Origin of the sequence: Vibrio sp. S17_S38 (assembly GCF_014694375.1) — a bacterium.
In the GTDB taxonomy this organism is placed as follows: Bacteria; Pseudomonadota; Gammaproteobacteria; order Enterobacterales; family Vibrionaceae; genus Vibrio.
The window spans coordinates 74,929-90,432 of record NZ_JAAUWW010000014.1; the positions used below are offsets into that span (position 1 = coordinate 74,929).

At 39.4% G+C, this 15,504-nt stretch carries 17 protein-coding genes; 11 read left to right on the forward strand and 6 right to left on the reverse strand.

Translation table 11 applies throughout. From position 1 onward, the window contains the following. Window positions 1-5 precede the first annotated feature (5 nt). Window positions 6-1,559: a hypothetical protein gene (locus tag HC725_RS11925; protein ID WP_190332044.1), complete on the reverse strand. Its 1,554-nt coding sequence runs from the start codon at window positions 1,557-1,559 to the stop codon at window positions 6-8. 84 nt (window positions 1,560-1,643) lie between these two features. Here HC725_RS11925 and HC725_RS11930 point away from each other — a divergent pair, with 84 nt between their 5' ends. Continuing rightward, window positions 1,644-2,096 carry an EVE domain-containing protein gene (locus tag HC725_RS11930; RefSeq protein ID WP_190332045.1) on the forward strand — a complete coding sequence of 151 codons (453 nt, stop codon included), beginning with the start codon at window positions 1,644-1,646 and terminating at the stop codon, window positions 2,094-2,096. A 63-nt stretch (window positions 2,097-2,159) separates the two neighbouring features. Here the strand turns inward: HC725_RS11930 and HC725_RS11935 are convergent, their stop codons facing one another. Together HC725_RS11935 and HC725_RS11940 are read right to left on the reverse strand one after the other, a co-directional pair. Beyond that, window positions 2,160-2,984: a Cof-type HAD-IIB family hydrolase gene (locus HC725_RS11935; protein WP_190332046.1), complete on the reverse strand. Its 825-nt coding sequence runs from the start codon at window positions 2,982-2,984 to the stop codon at window positions 2,160-2,162. 114 nt (window positions 2,985-3,098) lie between these two features. Next, window positions 3,099-4,094, reverse strand: a complete 996-nt coding sequence (locus HC725_RS11940) for an alpha/beta fold hydrolase (RefSeq protein WP_190332047.1) — start codon at window positions 4,092-4,094, stop codon at window positions 3,099-3,101. Window positions 4,095-4,302: 208 nt separating this feature from the next. On the opposite strand from HC725_RS11940, the gene HC725_RS11945 reads away from it, so the two are divergent. After that, window positions 4,303-5,313, forward strand: coding sequence for an amidohydrolase family protein (locus HC725_RS11945; protein ID WP_238928495.1), 1,011 nt, complete (start codon window positions 4,303-4,305; stop codon window positions 5,311-5,313). Here HC725_RS11945 and HC725_RS11950 read toward each other — a convergent pair. Further along, window positions 5,297-5,638, reverse strand: coding sequence for a DUF2500 domain-containing protein (locus HC725_RS11950; RefSeq protein WP_190332048.1), 342 nt, complete (start codon window positions 5,636-5,638; stop codon window positions 5,297-5,299). The two genes, HC725_RS11945 and HC725_RS11950, sit on opposite strands and share 17 nt — an antisense overlap. Before the next feature lie 171 nt (window positions 5,639-5,809). Here HC725_RS11950 and HC725_RS11955 point away from each other — a divergent pair, with 171 nt between their 5' ends. The 3 genes from HC725_RS11955 (at window position 5,810) to HC725_RS11965 (ending at window position 8,243) form a co-directional block, all read left to right on the forward strand. Next, on the forward strand, window positions 5,810-6,181 hold the full coding sequence (locus HC725_RS11955; RefSeq protein ID WP_190332049.1) for a DUF4145 domain-containing protein: 372 nt from the start codon (window positions 5,810-5,812) through the stop codon (window positions 6,179-6,181). Window positions 6,182-6,978: 797 nt separating this feature from the next. Then, on the forward strand, window positions 6,979-7,605 hold the full coding sequence (locus HC725_RS11960) for a lysoplasmalogenase (protein ID WP_190332050.1): 627 nt from the start codon (window positions 6,979-6,981) through the stop codon (window positions 7,603-7,605). Window positions 7,606-7,658: 53 nt separating this feature from the next. Next, on the forward strand, window positions 7,659-8,243 hold the full coding sequence (locus HC725_RS11965; protein WP_190332051.1) for a YhgN family NAAT transporter: 585 nt from the start codon (window positions 7,659-7,661) through the stop codon (window positions 8,241-8,243). A 142-nt stretch (window positions 8,244-8,385) separates the two neighbouring features. Here the strand turns inward: HC725_RS11965 and HC725_RS11970 are convergent, their stop codons facing one another. Then, window positions 8,386-8,658: a DUF1145 domain-containing protein gene (locus tag HC725_RS11970; RefSeq protein WP_190332052.1), complete on the reverse strand. Its 273-nt coding sequence runs from the start codon at window positions 8,656-8,658 to the stop codon at window positions 8,386-8,388. Window positions 8,659-8,661: 3 nt separating this feature from the next. Continuing rightward, window positions 8,662-9,261 (reverse strand): 16S rRNA (guanine(966)-N(2))-methyltransferase RsmD, encoded by a 600-nt coding sequence (gene rsmD / locus HC725_RS11975; RefSeq protein ID WP_190332053.1) that lies wholly within the window; start codon window positions 9,259-9,261, stop codon window positions 8,662-8,664. 215 nt (window positions 9,262-9,476) lie between these two features. Here rsmD and ftsY point away from each other — a divergent pair, with 215 nt between their 5' ends. The 6 genes from ftsY to glpG all read left to right on the forward strand — a co-directional run bounded on the left by ftsY (window position 9,477) and on the right by glpG (window position 15,414). Further along, window positions 9,477-10,727, forward strand: a complete 1,251-nt coding sequence (gene ftsY, locus HC725_RS11980; protein WP_190332054.1) for a signal recognition particle-docking protein FtsY — start codon at window positions 9,477-9,479, stop codon at window positions 10,725-10,727. Between the two features lie 100 nt (window positions 10,728-10,827). Further along, window positions 10,828-11,502, forward strand: a complete 675-nt coding sequence (ftsE, locus tag HC725_RS11985; RefSeq protein ID WP_190332055.1) for a cell division ATP-binding protein FtsE — start codon at window positions 10,828-10,830, stop codon at window positions 11,500-11,502. Beyond that, the gene (gene ftsX / locus HC725_RS11990; protein WP_190332056.1) at window positions 11,492-12,466 is read left to right on the forward strand and encodes a permease-like cell division protein FtsX; all 975 of its coding nucleotides are present in this window, start codon (window positions 11,492-11,494) and stop codon (window positions 12,464-12,466) included. The genes ftsE and ftsX overlap by 11 nt, the downstream gene beginning before the upstream one ends. Before the next feature lie 316 nt (window positions 12,467-12,782). Beyond that, window positions 12,783-13,637 carry an RNA polymerase sigma factor RpoH gene (gene rpoH, locus HC725_RS11995; RefSeq protein ID WP_190332057.1) on the forward strand — a complete coding sequence of 285 codons (855 nt, stop codon included), beginning with the start codon at window positions 12,783-12,785 and terminating at the stop codon, window positions 13,635-13,637. Between the two features lie 554 nt (window positions 13,638-14,191). Next, the gene (gene glpE / locus HC725_RS12000) at window positions 14,192-14,515 is read left to right on the forward strand and encodes a thiosulfate sulfurtransferase GlpE (protein WP_190332058.1); all 324 of its coding nucleotides are present in this window, start codon (window positions 14,192-14,194) and stop codon (window positions 14,513-14,515) included. A 71-nt stretch (window positions 14,516-14,586) separates the two neighbouring features. After that, window positions 14,587-15,414, forward strand: coding sequence for a rhomboid family intramembrane serine protease GlpG (gene glpG / locus HC725_RS12005; protein WP_190332059.1), 828 nt, complete (start codon window positions 14,587-14,589; stop codon window positions 15,412-15,414). Window positions 15,415-15,504 lie beyond the last annotated feature (90 nt).

Below are 15,504 nucleotides of genomic sequence, written 5' to 3' on the forward strand. Positions count from 1 at the left end.
AAGCCTTACATTTTCACCCCGTGGGTCGGTGATGTTTGGTCTGAAAATAATACGACTGAACTTAGTGATTTATTGTTTTCTTCCTTAAAGTCTGGTGCCATGCTCGCATTGTTGGGGTAGCTTACCCCGGTATATTCCAATGTGCGGTTAGACGCTTTTGCACCGCCACCGCTAACCGGGATAATAAGATCACGCCAGCCATTGTGTTCATAATTCGCTAATGTTATTGGACCGCGAATACTGGTGATACGGCTATTGAAGCGCCAATCATCATTGTGGTTTTCAAATATTAACATGGTGCAACCGCCCGTTCCGCACCAGTTCATCATCGCCAATAACTCGTCTTTACCATCGCCATTTAAGTCATAAGTTAGCCAAATATAACGATTATCCTTTGGATTGGTGCGATGCATAGCAAAGTAATCTCTCAGTGTTTTATCTATTTTTTCATCAAATTTTTTGCTGGCGATGATGGATGTACTGGTTAAATCGGGCAGAGGCCCTTGAGTTTTTTTATCCTGACTCTCAATCATGGTGACTTCTGATTGCATGCGATTGAGCTCTAGGCGTTGTCCAAGTGGGTAGATTTGATTGTTGATTTGTTCTTTATCGGTACTTAATTCAAAACCTCTTATGGTGAACAAGCGTTGCGATACCACTGATTTGTCTTGGTGTTGGGTCATGACAACATGCAGTTGTTGACCGTTCGCTTGTTGCCAAAATCCATGTTCGATTAAACTTGGGTTGCCATTTTTATATATATAACGAGTGTTCGCAGTATGGTCCGAATTTAATTCTAATTGAGTCGATAGGCCATGTGTATAGCCTTGGCTTTGATAGGTGCCGGTATACGTTACTGAGTCATTTTGGCTGGCCAGTGCCGCGCAACCTTTTAAGTTTGTATCTGGAGTGTCTAAATTGGCACTCCAGGCAAATAAAGCTCCGCTCATGGTGTCTTGGCAGGTTTCTTTATCGAGGGTTAGAGTGCTCTTCCCAAATTGATAGCGGCGCTGAGTTTGGCTGCTGTTGCTTTTATTGATGGCGCTGTTGGTTTGGCTATTATCTATATTCGTTTGGGTGGCCATACCTTTCTCTATCGCGATATTCCAGCTTGGTTCATTACCAAAAGCCCGTAATGTTGTATGCGAGATCTGGCATTGATTGCCCATTTCAGGCGATATTTGGTTAAGGTCTGAAACGACAAAACGTGCAATATAAGCAGAAGAATTACCCTTGGTTGGCGTTGGTTTTAGTTCACCCAATAACTCTGCATAAAATGAAGTGTGAGAGTCTGCTTTGAGTTGATTGAGCTGCGCTAAGATACTAGCTGGCAATTCTAGCCAATATTGAGTTTGGCTATTGCAAGGTTGAATCACATAACCATTATCCTTAAAGCTTACTTCGCCAAACAGAATATAAGGTTGTACCTCAACGGTTTTCACCACAGAAAGTTCGGTCGTTTTTGGCTTAAGTTCTTGTGGTTGGGTTGGGGCTTGACTAGAACAAGCCACTAAGAAAGAAACCACAACAAAACTCAGTGGGATTGTAAAAGCCTTCATGTTACTTTTCCTTGTTGTGAATGAGAGGAATAATACCCGTTAATTATTTTGGGTATAGACTGACAATAACGAGTAAGGTTCATTATGGCATATTGGTTATTTAAAACAGAACCAGACACTTTTTCTATCGATACTTTGCAGACAAAAAATGTGTCGTGTTGGGAGGGAGTGCGCAATTATCAAGCTCGCAACATGATGAGAGATGAGATTAAACTTGGTGATGAGGTATTAGTTTACCATTCGTCTTGCAAGCAGATTGGGGTGGCCGGAGTTGCCAAGGTTGTTAAGGAGGCCTATCCCGATTATTTTCAATTTAATGAAGCCAGTGCGTATTTTGATCCAAAATCTGATTTTAGTAATCCGCGCTGGGTAATGGTGGATATTGAATTTGTGCGAAAATTCGATCGCATTATTAGTTTGAGCCAAATGAAAGCGATGCCAGAACTGAGTGAAATGCCACTGGTTAAAAGAGGTAATCGATTGTCGATCATGCCCGTTTCTAAAGCTGAATGGTTCGCTATTTTAGGGAAGGAATAAAAGAAAATAATAAAGGGAAAGAATCGCTGATTTAGGATCAGCGATGTCTATTTGAAATAAAAACTACAGTAAGTGGTCTTCTAAATAATGTGCGACTGCTTCATCGATACAGCAACCAATGACTTCGTTATTTGGCAGAGCCAGTTTCACTTTTTCATGTGCTGTTTCCATGACTAAACCTTTATGCGCGGCTAATAGCATTTCTACATCATTCATTCCATCACCAAAAGCAATGCAATTCTCTAGCTCTTTACCGAGAGTTTGAGCGACAGCTTGCAATGCATCACCTTTAGATACATTAAGCGCCATCATTTCTAAGCACCAAGGTGTTGAGAACGCGATACTTAAACGGTCACCATATTGCGCTTTCAGATCCGCTTCATATTTCGATAGATGTTCATGATCTGGATGAGTGAAGAATAGTTTAGCTATATCTTCCGTAGGCGCGTTGTTGTCATCAAATAGTTGGTAATTGAATCCAGATTCTTGATGATGTTGGCTGAGTTTTAAGTCTTCTTTATTGGTGAGCCAATCATTGCTGCGATAAATATGGATGCTGTTGGTTGGATCTTGCTTGATGATATTCACAATTGGTTGAATCAGGTCAGGTTCAATGTTTTTGCTATAAAATAATTCATTGTCTGGCGTATGAACACGTGCGCCGTTTGAGGTGATCATATAAGCCGGAATGCCCGCGATTTCACGAAAACTTTCTACATCCACATGATGACGGCCTGTAGCAAAGATAAAAGTAAAGCCTTGTTGGTGCAGCTTTTTCAGTGTTTGTTTGGTGAAGTCACCCAAGGTGTGATCGGGTAAGAGTAGTGTGCCATCTAGATCTGAGGCCACAATGTGGTAAGGATGAACCGGTTGCGAAGAATTTGACATATGACCTCTATTATTAATCAATTTATAAACTTTTATGCGTGAATGTTTAATCAAGTTAGTGCGATTTAAACCGTTAGTGTACGTGAATTAAAGCGGAAGAAAGAGGGTAAACTTTTATTTCTTCTTTTCCGCTTTAAGGAATTCTAAAGTAGCCGTTAATGCTTGATTGCGTAGTGCATCGGTTTCAAAAAAGATCTCATGCCGCGCTCCTTTTATTTCCACCAGTTGGGCTAAATTAGGTGTATGTTGATTGATTTTTTTTACAAAACGATACTGAGCGGGGTTATCGACAACGACATCTTCTGTGGCTTGCAATAATAATACTGGGATGTCTATCTTATTAGCTTGCTGATGACATAAGCGCGCACTGGTAAGGGATTGATTCACCCAATGACTACTTGGTCCACCGAGCTGAATTCCGGGGATACTGTCATACAGTTCACGAAACCACTGATAACGAATTGGGCTATGAGTGAGCGCATTAACAGAGAAAGGTTTGACGTAGTAGCCTTTTTTTCCAGGTAAATACGAAAGTGGATTTCGAAAGGCCATCCAACGAGTTAGAGGTCTTGATAGCCAACGTAAATACCAAGGCATGTGGATACCCACCATCGGCGCACTTAACACCACACGATCAAATCCATGTTGGGGGTAGGTTTGTAAGTAACGAGTGCCAATCGCTCCTCCCATTGAGTGAGCAATTAAAAATTTACTTTTATACGAGGAAAGATCAAAGTGCTTAAGAATATGATGGAAATCTTTAATGTAGTAATCGAAGTGTTCGACATAACCAACATGAGGATCGGGCGTACTGCGATCAGATAAACCTTGACCACGGTGATCATAAGAGTAGATATCATAACCTTGTTGGAATAAATCGTAGAATAATTCTTGGTATTTGCACACACTTTCAATTCGTCCATTGACCACCACAATGGCTTTGGTGTTTTCAGGGTGAGTGAAAGAGACCCAGTACAGTTTTTTCCCTTCTTGGCCTTCAATGGTCCCTTCTTTTTTTGTGTTCCAAAAAGGGGTTAATGTACTTATTGAAAATGCTAATAAGTTCTCTTCTTGACTAAAAGACGGATATTGATGACTTGGGAGGCTCATGATGATTCCGAATTGATAATATTGCCGTTAATAGCCATAAACTATGCCATTAATTGCGCATGATCCGTAGTGTTTTTTGGAGTGAACTAAAAGCTTAGTTCATCTTTATATTGAACCTTCGTTGGCTTGTTTGGTCTTTTAAAGAGATCTTATCGAAGATATAGAGGTCTATAATAATTGTGAGTTTAAAGCGTGATTGGAGGAAATATTGAAATTAAGTGCATATTTTAGCATTGGTGCGTTGATCTTTAGTACGGTGGTGTCAGCAAAAGAAGTAAGGAAATATCATTATACTGACGGCCATTTGCATTATGTAGATTTCTTTCAAGAAACGGAAGGAATGAAGAAATTGTTGATGGATATGGATAATAACCATGTTGACCATGCGATGATTTCAGGGATCAGTGTGGTGAAAAAATGGGATAAAGATGAACCGCAGAGACCACCATATTACATGGGAGATGATGCGAACGTTTATTGGTATAGCGCAACCGATGTATTAGTGGCTAAAGCCGTTCAGAAATTACCGAAAAGCCAACAAGATCGTTTTCATCCTTTCATCACCGGATTTAATCCAACCGATCTTAACGCGGCTGAACATATTGAACGTATGTTGGAGTGGGATCCTAATTTTTGGCAAGGTATTGGCGAAGTCTTTGCTCGTCACGATGATTTAAGTGCATTAACTTACGGGGAATCGGCAACCGCAGATCATCCAGCAATGATGAAAGTGTATCGTTTAGCGGCCAAGCATCATTTACCTGTGATGATTCATTCCAATATCACTTCAACCCGAGTTAAAGAACCTATTTATTTAAGTGAAATGGAAACGGCGGTTAAACAAAACCCGAAAACGACCTTTATTTGGGCGCATGCTGGAACAAGTGCTTCGATTAATCGTCGGATCCATCTGAAATTTTTATACTCCGAAGTCAGTCGAATGTTGAAGGCATACCCTAACTTGTATATCGACATGTCATGGAGTTTATTGGATGACTATTTATTAAATGAAGATAAGTCACCGAATAATAAATGGTTAGAATTGGTTGAGCGTTATCCAGACCGATTTTTCATTGGATCGGATGTGGTGGGTAAATTTGATTCTTTAGGGCGCATTTTACAAGAGTTCAATGGATTCTTAGACGCGCTCCCTGAAGCTGTTGCTAAAAAAGTGGCTCGAGATAATTTCTTAAACTTATTACCTAGGCGTCACGATTAATCGTTTTAGCAAAGTGCATGAATTTAGTACCACGATACGTTAGCACGCCTTTATCCCCAGGGCTTAACGCGTGGTAATAATGTATGCCAATCTTAAATTCTCGTTTAGGGCCGATTGGTTTTTTTTGCACATAAATCCAATACTCTTGGTCTTCTTCACCTGGTTGTGCATTTGGAATATCAATGGCTTGTTTGTCTAATACCACCACTTGAACTTGCTGCTCTTTAGCGTTTGTTCCTAGTGTGTGCTTCTGATGGAATGAAGAATAGGTAATAAAAGAGACAATAATCAGTAACAGCAAACATAAGAGTAAAGTGATAGGCATTATAAATATCCTGATTAAAATTAGGATGTTAGTGTATCTATTTGTAGATGATCATGATGAAAATGTATCGTAAATTCGTGATCTAGGTTGTTTTTAATAAGAAATTTCCATCTGTTGGCATTACTTTGCAGTAAGCTATTTAGACAGTTAAGGGCAAATAAGGAGGGGACGGTGTCAGATATTGAAAAAGTAGTCTCTTGTACTCGGCGTTTAGAGCGCCTACTTAGAGAGAAGTACTATGCTCAAGGCCAAGGGTTAATGGAATTAGCTCAGAGCTGCGAGCAACGTTTACCTCATGCAATTATTAAGAAAATACATCACATTGCTGATATTCGTCAAAAAGTTGTCCATGACGATGACTACCAATTAGATGATCCCATTGCTTTTGAACGAATGTGTATTGAATGCGAAAAAGAGTTGACCCCGAGAAGTGGGAGATTTATTTGGGGGGTTGCGATTCTTTTGGTTTTAGCTATGACGATAGGTGCAGTTGTATTTTATAACATTCATTGGGATGTTATTGAGCCACATTTACCTCGTTGAAGAGATTTGAATGCTAGATAAACAAAAGGACGCTTGAGAGCGTCCTTTTTGTTTGTCTGTCAGATTAAGAAATCATCGGTAATGTCATTAAACCAACCATTACTGCGATCATTACTAATCCTTGTTTTTGTGATGTTGTCATTATGCAAATTCCTTCGGTTGGTTAGCTTTAGAACAACTATACCAATAAAATTGCTGTTGGTATAGATCTATTTGATAAAGGCTTAAAAATATAAGTTTAATGTCATGGTTTTATCTATATTAAGTCATTCAGTGGTTATTGATTTTAATGTGGAATGATAAGTTTCATTTATGGTGCTTTGTGTTTTGTTGTAAGTTATTGTTTTATAATTATTTTGTTTTATTTTTTTTTGGTTGTTATTGTTTTCTCTATTATATTGAGTCATTTTAGCTGTAGGGGCTTTGAGGTGGTGTTATCTAACGTTTTTTCATTTTTACTTTTTGGCTTGTTGTTTTTGTATACATGTTCACTCATTTTTCATACTCAACTTGTGTGATCTAGTCGTGTTTTTTAGTTTTAATTTTTTGTTGTTGTTTTTTATTGTTCACTATTTTGTTTGACATTAACTTAAATCATTGTTTTATAGTGATTTAAATTATCCATTTTATTTATAATGTTTATTTTAGGTCTGGTTTTAGTGGTTTTGATCCCATAAGGGCTCCTATGGTGGTTTTACAGGTAAATACGTCCATGTTTGGGTGGAGTTGTTTTTAATCTTTACCTTCTAAAGGTGTCTCTTTACACTGAGTTCATTATTTTTAAGCTTGGAGGTCACATGAGCTATTGGTTAACAATGGGTTTATTGACGATATTCATGTGTATTGGTATTAAGAAAGAGTCTGCTACGGCTCTAAAATTTTTAAAACCTGCTTCCTTGGTGGTTTTGCTCTTATCTGCCTTCTTATTTACCACGACTCCCCATTCTTTATCTTATTTCGCATTATTGTGTGGTTTAGCTTTGTCTTTGTTTGCACAAATAAAAGAAGCGTCTGGTAATCAAAATAAAAGATGGCAGTTGATATGCTTTGCATTGGTATCTCTTTGTTATAGCGTGATGTTCTGGATTCAGGTTGATAAGGTGAGTTGGGTCGTGCCTGTCATCTTGCTAGCTTTTTCTATTGTCTTATTTTTTTTATTACTTCCTCTATTCGATGGCTTTGTCATTCCGGCTGCGGTGATTGGCATTATTGTATGGCAGTTATCTTGGGCAGCTGGTGAAGTGTGGAATCAGCACCATGCTTGGTCTAATTTTATCGGATTCATTGGGAGTCTGTTTCTCGCGCTTTCTGCTTTAATTTGGGTCATCCATCATTTTAAGAGTTCTTTTCGATATTCTAATTATTTGTTCTTAGTTACCTACTTTGCTTCTCAAACGTTCATTACCAGTTCTATTATTTTTTAATGAGTATGGTCTGATGACATGTATTTATCTGATGTGATGCCTTAAGGAGAACAATGGAAATCATCTCTGCCGCAGTAATGTTATTTTTAATTATGGACCCACTGGGGAATTTACCCGTGGTGCTGTCGATTTTAAAACATTTGGATCCTAAACGACGTCGAAAAGTGCTGGTGCGAGAGTTATTTTTTGCATTAGGTATTTTGTTGCTTTTCTTGTTTGCTGGAAAATCTATTTTAGGTTTTTTACATGTTCAACAAGAAACCTTGAGCATTTCTGGTGGATTGATTTTGTTCATCATTGCGATAAGAATGATTTTTCCACAACCTGGAGGTGTGGTGGGGTTAGCGGCGGGTGAAGAACCTTTCTTTGTACCTTTAGCAGTTCCTATGATTGCTGGACCGTCAGTGATAGCCTCATTGTTATTGTTATCAAGTAAAGCGCCTGATCAGATGTTGGATTGGTCTTTGGCGGTATTATTGGCTTGGGCGGCGACATCGGCTATTTTGATGTTCTATAGTTTCTTCCATCGTGTATTAGGGGAAAGAGGCCTGAAAGCGATAGAGCGTTTGATGGGATTATTGTTAGTTATGATGTCGACTCAAATGTTCTTAGATGGATTAAAGAAATTTCTAGAGTAGCGTTATTTATAACCGAACATATAGAAAGCCGTATCGAAACTGGATACGGCTTTGTTGTTTTTGGTTTGGCAAAAATTACGATGTTAAAAGAACGTTGGGATAGAAATGGCGTGAAGCTAAAGTGCTTTTAGATAATCCCCAGTTATTTTAAATATTTATTTTTAATATCGATTAGCGCAAAAGTGCCAAAAATAAAGATCGATATTTTTTCCCAACGTGTCAGTTGAACCTCTTTTCCTAAGGCGTCACCAGAAAAGAGCAAGCTTTGTAGACCATGCATAAAAATAGTAAATATCGCCATTACGTTCAATGCAATGTGAGCAACACCGGGGAAAGGTCGAATGACATTAATAATAAATACAGCCCACACGACCAGCATGAATAGCTTAGCAAAAAGAGTGAATATAGTTTTCATAACTTACTCTACGTTACGTTGATAAAGGCGGTAGCAAACTTGCCCAGCCGTTTTCTCGCGATGTAACTGCCAATCTTGTGGTAAGGATGGCAATCTTAATTCTTTTTCGGTTTCGATATAAATAAGAGCTTCAGGGCTGAGCCAGTTGTTCTTGTCTAATAATTCGATAGTTTTATCTAATAAATCTTGGCGAAAAGGGGGATCAATGAAAACCACATCGTAAGGATTCCCTGATTGTTGCAAAAATAACAGGGCATCTTGCTGTAATACTTCAATATTACTCGCTTTTAGATCGGTGACATTTTTGCTTAATTGTTGTTTGGCCGACTTATTAAGCTCTAACATGGTGACGTGAGCGGCTTGTCGTGATGCTGCTTCAAAACCAAGTCCGCCAGATCCTGCAAATAAATCTAAGCAGCGGGAGTGAGGAATATCGGAAGCTAACCAGTTAAACAGAGTCTCTTTGACTCTATCGGTGGTTGGGCGTAATCCTTCTGCATCATATACAGGCAGTTTTCGGCCTCGCCACAAACCACTAATAATGCGAACAAAACCACCAGTTGACTTTTTTGCTGATGGTTTTGATGTGTTACGTTTGACCATTGTTTTTCTCACCACAGATAGATTTTTTTGACCATAGAATAAGTGATAGTATATACCGAAATACCCTTGAAATACTGCTTCAATCAGCAAGACTGTTTAGAATAGTATTAAAGATAAACAGACCGTAGTTTGTTATTATTAAGCCAATGGCTATGAATTATAGTTTTCCCATATTATTTCATCACTTTTATTTAGATGAGCGCTAGGATTTCCCGATGACAGGTAAAAAGAAACGCGGTTTACTTTCATGGTTAGGTTTTGACGATGAAGAAGAGAAAAAAAACGCAGCAGTCGAATCAGAAACGAATGAATCATCAGAACCGAAAATTGATGAGTTATCCTCATTAGAACCCGATTCTTTAGCTCAAGATGTACAGACTGAATCCGAGGGAGAATCGGAATCTCAACAAGAAAGTGAACTGGATACTGATCTTGATCCCACAGAATCGATCTTACAAGATGCTGAACCGGTTTCTATAGAGCCTAATGATCATAAAGCGAAAGAACTGGAAAGTAGTCGAGTTCAAGAGCAAGTAAAACCGACAGAAAGCTTTTTTGCTCGCTTAAAGCGCAGTTTACAGCGTACCAAACAAAATATTGGTGCTGGTTTCTTTGGCCTATTCAAAGATAAAAAAATTGATGAAGATTTATTTGAAGAATTAGAAGAACAATTATTAATTGCTGACGTTGGCATGAGCACCACCAGTAAAATAATTGCTAGCCTTACTGAAAAAGCATCCCGCCAAGATTTGAAAGATGGTGAAGCCTTATACGGCATCTTAAAGCAAGAAATGGCCGATATTTTAGCAGAAGTTCAACAACCACTAGAAATCGATACGAGCAAAAAGCCGTATGTGATTTTAATGGTTGGTGTAAACGGCGTAGGTAAAACCACCACGATTGGTAAGCTAGCCAAGCAATTTCAGTCTCAAGGACAATCGGTCATATTAGCGGCGGGAGATACTTTCCGCGCGGCTGCAGTTGAACAACTGCAAGTATGGGGACAACGTAATGGTGTTCCAGTTATTGCTCAGCATACTGGCGCAGACAGTGCCTCTGTTATTTATGATGCAATAGAAGCGGCTCGTGCTCGCGGAGTTGATGTGGTGATTGCTGATACTGCTGGTCGCTTGCAAAATAAAAGTCATTTGATGGAAGAGTTACGCAAAATTGTACGTGTTATGAAGAAAATTGACGATTCAGCACCGCATGAAGTGATGTTAACGTTAGATGCTGCAACCGGCCAGAATGCGATTAGTCAGGCGAAATTATTCAGTGAAGTTGCACCAGTGACAGGAATTAATTTGACGAAATTGGATGGTACGGCAAAAGGTGGGGTGATTTTTGCCTTAGCCGATCAATTTAAAATTCCAATTCGTTATATTGGTGTGGGTGAAGGTATTGACGATTTGCGTCCATTCGATGCGCATGATTTTATTGAAGCATTGTTTAGCCGAGAAGAATAGTTTAGTCGAGAAGAAGAGTGGTCGAGAAGAATCGTAGCCGCGAAGCAGAGATACTTGCGAAGAATCGAAATCACGGCATGCCAGTGACTGAGGGAAATAAATGATCCAGTTTCAACAAGTGAGTAAAGTATATCGCGGTGGGCATCAAGCACTGCAAAAGGTTAACTTTGAACTGCATAAAGGTGAAATGGCCTTTTTAGGTGGTCATTCTGGAGCGGGGAAAAGTACTTTACTTAAGCTTATCTGCGCGATTGAACGCCCAAGTGATGGCAAGATTTTATTTAATGATCATGATATTAGCCGGATTAAAAGTGGAGATATCCCTTTTTTACGTCGTAATATCGGGATCATTTTTCAAGATCATAAACTCTTAATGGATCGTACCGTCTTTGATAACGTGGCGATGCCAATGAGAATTGAAGGCGCATCAGAAAATGAGATTAAACGTCGAGTTTCTGCCGCTCTAGATAAGATAGGTATGCTAGATAAAGCACCTTGTTTGCCTCGTCAGTTATCTGGTGGTGAGCAGCAACGCGTTGGGATTGCTCGCGCGGTTGTTAATCGCCCACGTTTATTATTGGCGGATGAGCCAACGGGTAACCTTGACCATGATCTTTCCCACCAAGTATTGCGGTTATTTGAAGAGTTTAACCGTGCCGGTGTTTCTATTATTTTAGCAACGCATGATCTGGAATTGGTGAATAGCCGCCCTCAATATCGTCGTCTGGAATTGAATCAAGGTTTCTTAAGTGAGGTTGATCGTTATGGTCAGTAAGTCCGTTAAGGCGATGAACAAAGGTAAAGCTAACAAAGCTAGACCGAAGTCTGAAGGCTTTTTTAGAACACACATTAAACAAGCAAAAGAATCTTTTAATAGCTTAATGCAGCGGCCAATGGGAACAATTTTGACTATTACCGTGGTGGCGATGTCATTGGCATTACCTGCTATTTTTTATACCGCAGGTAAGAATATTGCCACTTTAGCGGAAGATATGAATAGCGCTTCTCAAGTGAGTGTTTATTTTAAAGAAGGCACACCAGAAGCACGTTTAATGGTGTTAAAAGATGAAGTGGAAAGTTGGCCAGATGTTCAATCGGTACAATACATTTCTTCACAGCAAGGTTTAGAAGATCTCAGCCATTTTGCCGGTTTAGAGCAAGCGATGTCCTTGTTGAGTGATGCGGCATTACCGCCAGTATTAGTTATTTTGCCAAAGAGCGAATCACAACAAAGTGATATTGTGAAATCGATGGCGCAAAAACTGCAGCGCGAAAATGGTGTAACCGATGTTCGCATGGATGAAGATTGGTTTTCGCGACTCGATGCGATTAAGCACCTTGCTTATATTGTGTCGTGCTCATTTGCGGTTTTAATGTTGGTATCGGTATTCTTGATTGTTGGTAATACGCTACGTTTTAATGTCTTAGCGCATAAAGATGAAATTCAAGTGATGAAGCTGATTGGCGCAACCGATCGCTTTATTTTGCGTCCCTATTTGTATACGGGGTTATGGTTAGGCTTGATTGGGTCAGTAACCGCGTGGGTCCTTACCGTATCGGTGACTTTATTAGTTAGTGGCGCAGTGGATAGTTTATCTGAGTTATACGATAGTCATTTCAGTCTAATGGGATTAGGTTGGGATGAAAGCGTTCTATTACTGATGATAGGCTCAATATTAGGTTGGGGGGCGGCTAACTTGTCGGCGCGTAAACATCTAAAAGAAATTGAACCAGTGTAAAGTTTAGTGTTCTAATGAATATTGAACTCGGCCTCTGGGGAAATTCAGAGGCCGTTTTTATTGATATTTTCTTATAGAGATATCAATTTCATGGCTGCAGCTACCCACTTGTATCCATACCGCGTCATTACTTTAGCTAGATCACTCACATTTTTTATCTTGGCTTTTATTTATTAGATTGATCGACTTGCATTCAAGTTTTTTACTATGAATAATAGTTACCCCCTTGAAGCTGGTTAAATTTAGGTCCAGAATAGATGGGTTAAATCGAAGTAAATCTCTAGTTTTGTATTCATGAGAGAAAACGAGGAATAGAATGTCTAACGCATATCCAATGGCTTTTGTCACAACAGATAGTCTAGATAGTTACATCCGAACAGCAAACAGCTATCCAATGCTGAGTGCTGATGAAGAGCGTGACCTAGCAGAGCGCTTACATTATCACGATGAAATCGATGCTGCGAAAGGTCTAATTTTGTCTCACCTACGATTCGTTGTTCATGTTGCGCGTGGTTACTCTGGTTACGGGTTGCCTTTAGCTGACCTAGTTCAAGAAGGGAACATTGGTTTGATGAAAGCGGTTAAACGCTTTAATCCCGAGGTTGGTGTCCGCTTGGTTTCTTTTGCTGTTCATTGGATCAAAGCTGAAATCCATGAATATGTATTACGTAATTGGCGTATCGTCAAAGTGGCAACCACTAAAGCACAACGTAAATTATTCTTTAACCTGCGTAAGTCAAAAAAACGTTTAGGTTGGTTTAATAATGGTGAAGTAGAAACAGTCGCGAAAGAGCTTGGTGTTTCACCAAAAGAAGTTCGTGAAATGGAATCTCGCTTAGCGGCGCAAGATCCGACCTTTGAAGCGCCATCAGAAGATGATGATGCCGTTTCATCGTACACTGCTCCAGTATTGTATCTGGAAGATAAACATTCTGATCTCGCTGAAAGTGTTGAAGCTGAGAACTGGGAACAACATACTACGGGTCGTTTAAGTCATGCGATGGCAACACTAGATGAACGTAGTCAACATATTGTTCGTTCTCGTTGGTTAGAAGATCAAAAATCAACACTACAAGAATTAGCAGAAACTTACAGCGTATCGGCTGAGCGTATTCGCCAACTAGAAAAGAACGCGATGAAGAAACTAAAAGCAGCAGTAGGTGATTTTTAACCATTGAGCTACTTTAAATAGATTAGATGAGTTGATATTTATTAAGAGCCAAGATCATTTGATCTTGGCTTTTTTGTTGGATCAAAACCTGCGATCCAAAAGAGATAAGATCGAATATGTCTCTGTGGATAAATGTGTGGGGAACTTATGTGTCGATTAAGATCAAGACACACAATATATAGGGTATGTCGGGTTTCATGAATGTGAGTAAATTTAAGCTTACCCACACTTAGATCAGGATCCTTACTACATGTTGTGGATCTGAATTTAGAAAACCACGTTATCAACGTAATTCACAGCTTTATCCACAGTCGGTTATAAAACAAACAAAAAAAGTATCCTCATTTTTTCTCTGTCTAAGTTTACTGTGGGATACGTTATACTGTTGCCCGATTTTGATGCATGTAACGCTTTATCATATCGCACTTATGTACCTGTCTTACTTGAAGCTGTATCTTGGTTGGCTACGTTGACTGAAATTTCAATGAATTTGGGTATCGACATTCACTATTCAGTTATTATTGATTGAATATTTGCATTATAAAGGAAGAAAAATGGACCAGTTTCAGCATATTAGTGTCGAACAAGCTCAGCAGTTGTTAACAAATCAATCGACAGTATTATTTGATATTCGCGATCCACAGTCTTTTGCCGTCGCACATGCTTTACCGGCTCAACATCTCACTAATGATACGATGGTTGGTTTGTTAGAAGAGGTTGAGTTTGATCAGCCTATTCTAGTGATGTGTTATCACGGTGTGAGTAGCCAAGGTGCTGCGCAATATTTGGTGAATCAAGGTTATGAAGAAGTGTATAGTGTTGATGGTGGTTTTGAGGCTTGGCAACGAGCAGATTTACCACAACAAAAAATGGCTTAAAAGTTTAGGTCTAAAGGATTGATTTCAGAAGATGGATGTATCGAAATTCATTATTAGCAGTAGGTTGTCGCATGATTCGTTTGGTTTCTATTAATAATCCCCGTGTCGCTCAAGCTTTTATTGATTATATGGCTTCTCGCCAAATTACCATTCAAATGCTGCCAGAAGGTAGCGGTCAGTTTGCTTTGTGGTTAAAAGAAACCGAACACCAAGTAGAAGTTGAGGCTGAGTTGTCGATGTTCTTTGATAATCCTAACGATCGAAAGTATCAAGCGGCCTCTTGGCAAGTAGCGGATACTCGAACTCAGAAATTTAATTACCATACTCCGAGTATTATGGCGATGGTGAAAGCCAAAGCCGGTCCGTTGACTTTGGGCGTGATGGTGATTTGTGTTGTTATTTATGTGCTGCAATTTTTAGGATTAGGGACGCAAATTTTTCAAGCGTTTCATTTTCCAGCTGATCCTAAGCAAGAATGGCAAATATGGCGTTGGGTATCCCATGCTTTTTTACATTTTTCTGTTGCACATATTGCCTTTAATATTTTGTGGTGGTGGCAATTTGGTGGTGATATTGAGAAAAAATTGGGTAGTGGTAAATTACTGCAGATCTTTTTAATCTCCGCCGCTTTATCGGGTGCTGCTCAATACTGGGTTGGTGGTGCTAACTTTGGTGGTTTATCTGGGGTAATTTACGCTTTGATGGGCTACTTATGGGTTGTGGGTTGGCGCTTTCCTGAAAAAGGCGTTTCGGTTCCACGCCCTTTGGTGATTTTCATGTTGGTTTGGTTGGTGCTTGGTTTTATTCAACCGGTCATGGCGATTGCGAACAGTGCGCATTTAGCGGGTTTACTCGCCGGTTGTTTATTAGGTGCCATTGAATCTAAAAAAAGCGCCTAAAATGGTGGCGAGTGCGTATTCTTGGCCTTGCCCATATTTTCTATTTAACCGACTTGGTACAATACTGTTCGGTTTCGATTAAAACGTATT

Coding starts and splice junctions, on each gene's coding strand:
- HC725_RS11925 (WP_190332044.1), bottom strand. CDS start 1,559: ATGAAGGCTTTTACAATCCCACTGAGTTTTGTTGTGGTTTCTTTCTTA.
- HC725_RS11930 (WP_190332045.1), top strand. CDS start 1,644: ATGGCATATTGGTTATTTAAAACAGAACCAGACACTTTTTCTATCGAT.
- HC725_RS11935 (WP_190332046.1), bottom strand. CDS start 2,984: ATGTCAAATTCTTCGCAACCGGTTCATCCTTACCACATTGTGGCCTCA.
- HC725_RS11940 (WP_190332047.1), bottom strand. CDS start 4,094: ATGAGCCTCCCAAGTCATCAATATCCGTCTTTTAGTCAAGAAGAGAAC.
- HC725_RS11950 (WP_190332048.1), bottom strand. CDS start 5,638: ATGCCTATCACTTTACTCTTATGTTTGCTGTTACTGATTATTGTCTCT.
- HC725_RS11960 (WP_190332050.1), top strand. CDS start 6,979: ATGAGCTATTGGTTAACAATGGGTTTATTGACGATATTCATGTGTATT.
- HC725_RS11965 (WP_190332051.1), top strand. CDS start 7,659: ATGGAAATCATCTCTGCCGCAGTAATGTTATTTTTAATTATGGACCCA.
- HC725_RS11970 (WP_190332052.1), bottom strand. CDS start 8,658: ATGAAAACTATATTCACTCTTTTTGCTAAGCTATTCATGCTGGTCGTG.
- rsmD (WP_190332053.1), bottom strand. CDS start 9,261: ATGGTCAAACGTAACACATCAAAACCATCAGCAAAAAAGTCAACTGGT.
- ftsY (WP_190332054.1), top strand. CDS start 9,477: ATGACAGGTAAAAAGAAACGCGGTTTACTTTCATGGTTAGGTTTTGAC.
- ftsE (WP_190332055.1), top strand. CDS start 10,828: ATGATCCAGTTTCAACAAGTGAGTAAAGTATATCGCGGTGGGCATCAA.
- ftsX (WP_190332056.1), top strand. CDS start 11,492: ATGGTCAGTAAGTCCGTTAAGGCGATGAACAAAGGTAAAGCTAACAAA.
- rpoH (WP_190332057.1), top strand. CDS start 12,783: ATGTCTAACGCATATCCAATGGCTTTTGTCACAACAGATAGTCTAGAT.
- glpE (WP_190332058.1), top strand. CDS start 14,192: ATGGACCAGTTTCAGCATATTAGTGTCGAACAAGCTCAGCAGTTGTTA.
- glpG (WP_190332059.1), top strand. CDS start 14,587: ATGATTCGTTTGGTTTCTATTAATAATCCCCGTGTCGCTCAAGCTTTT.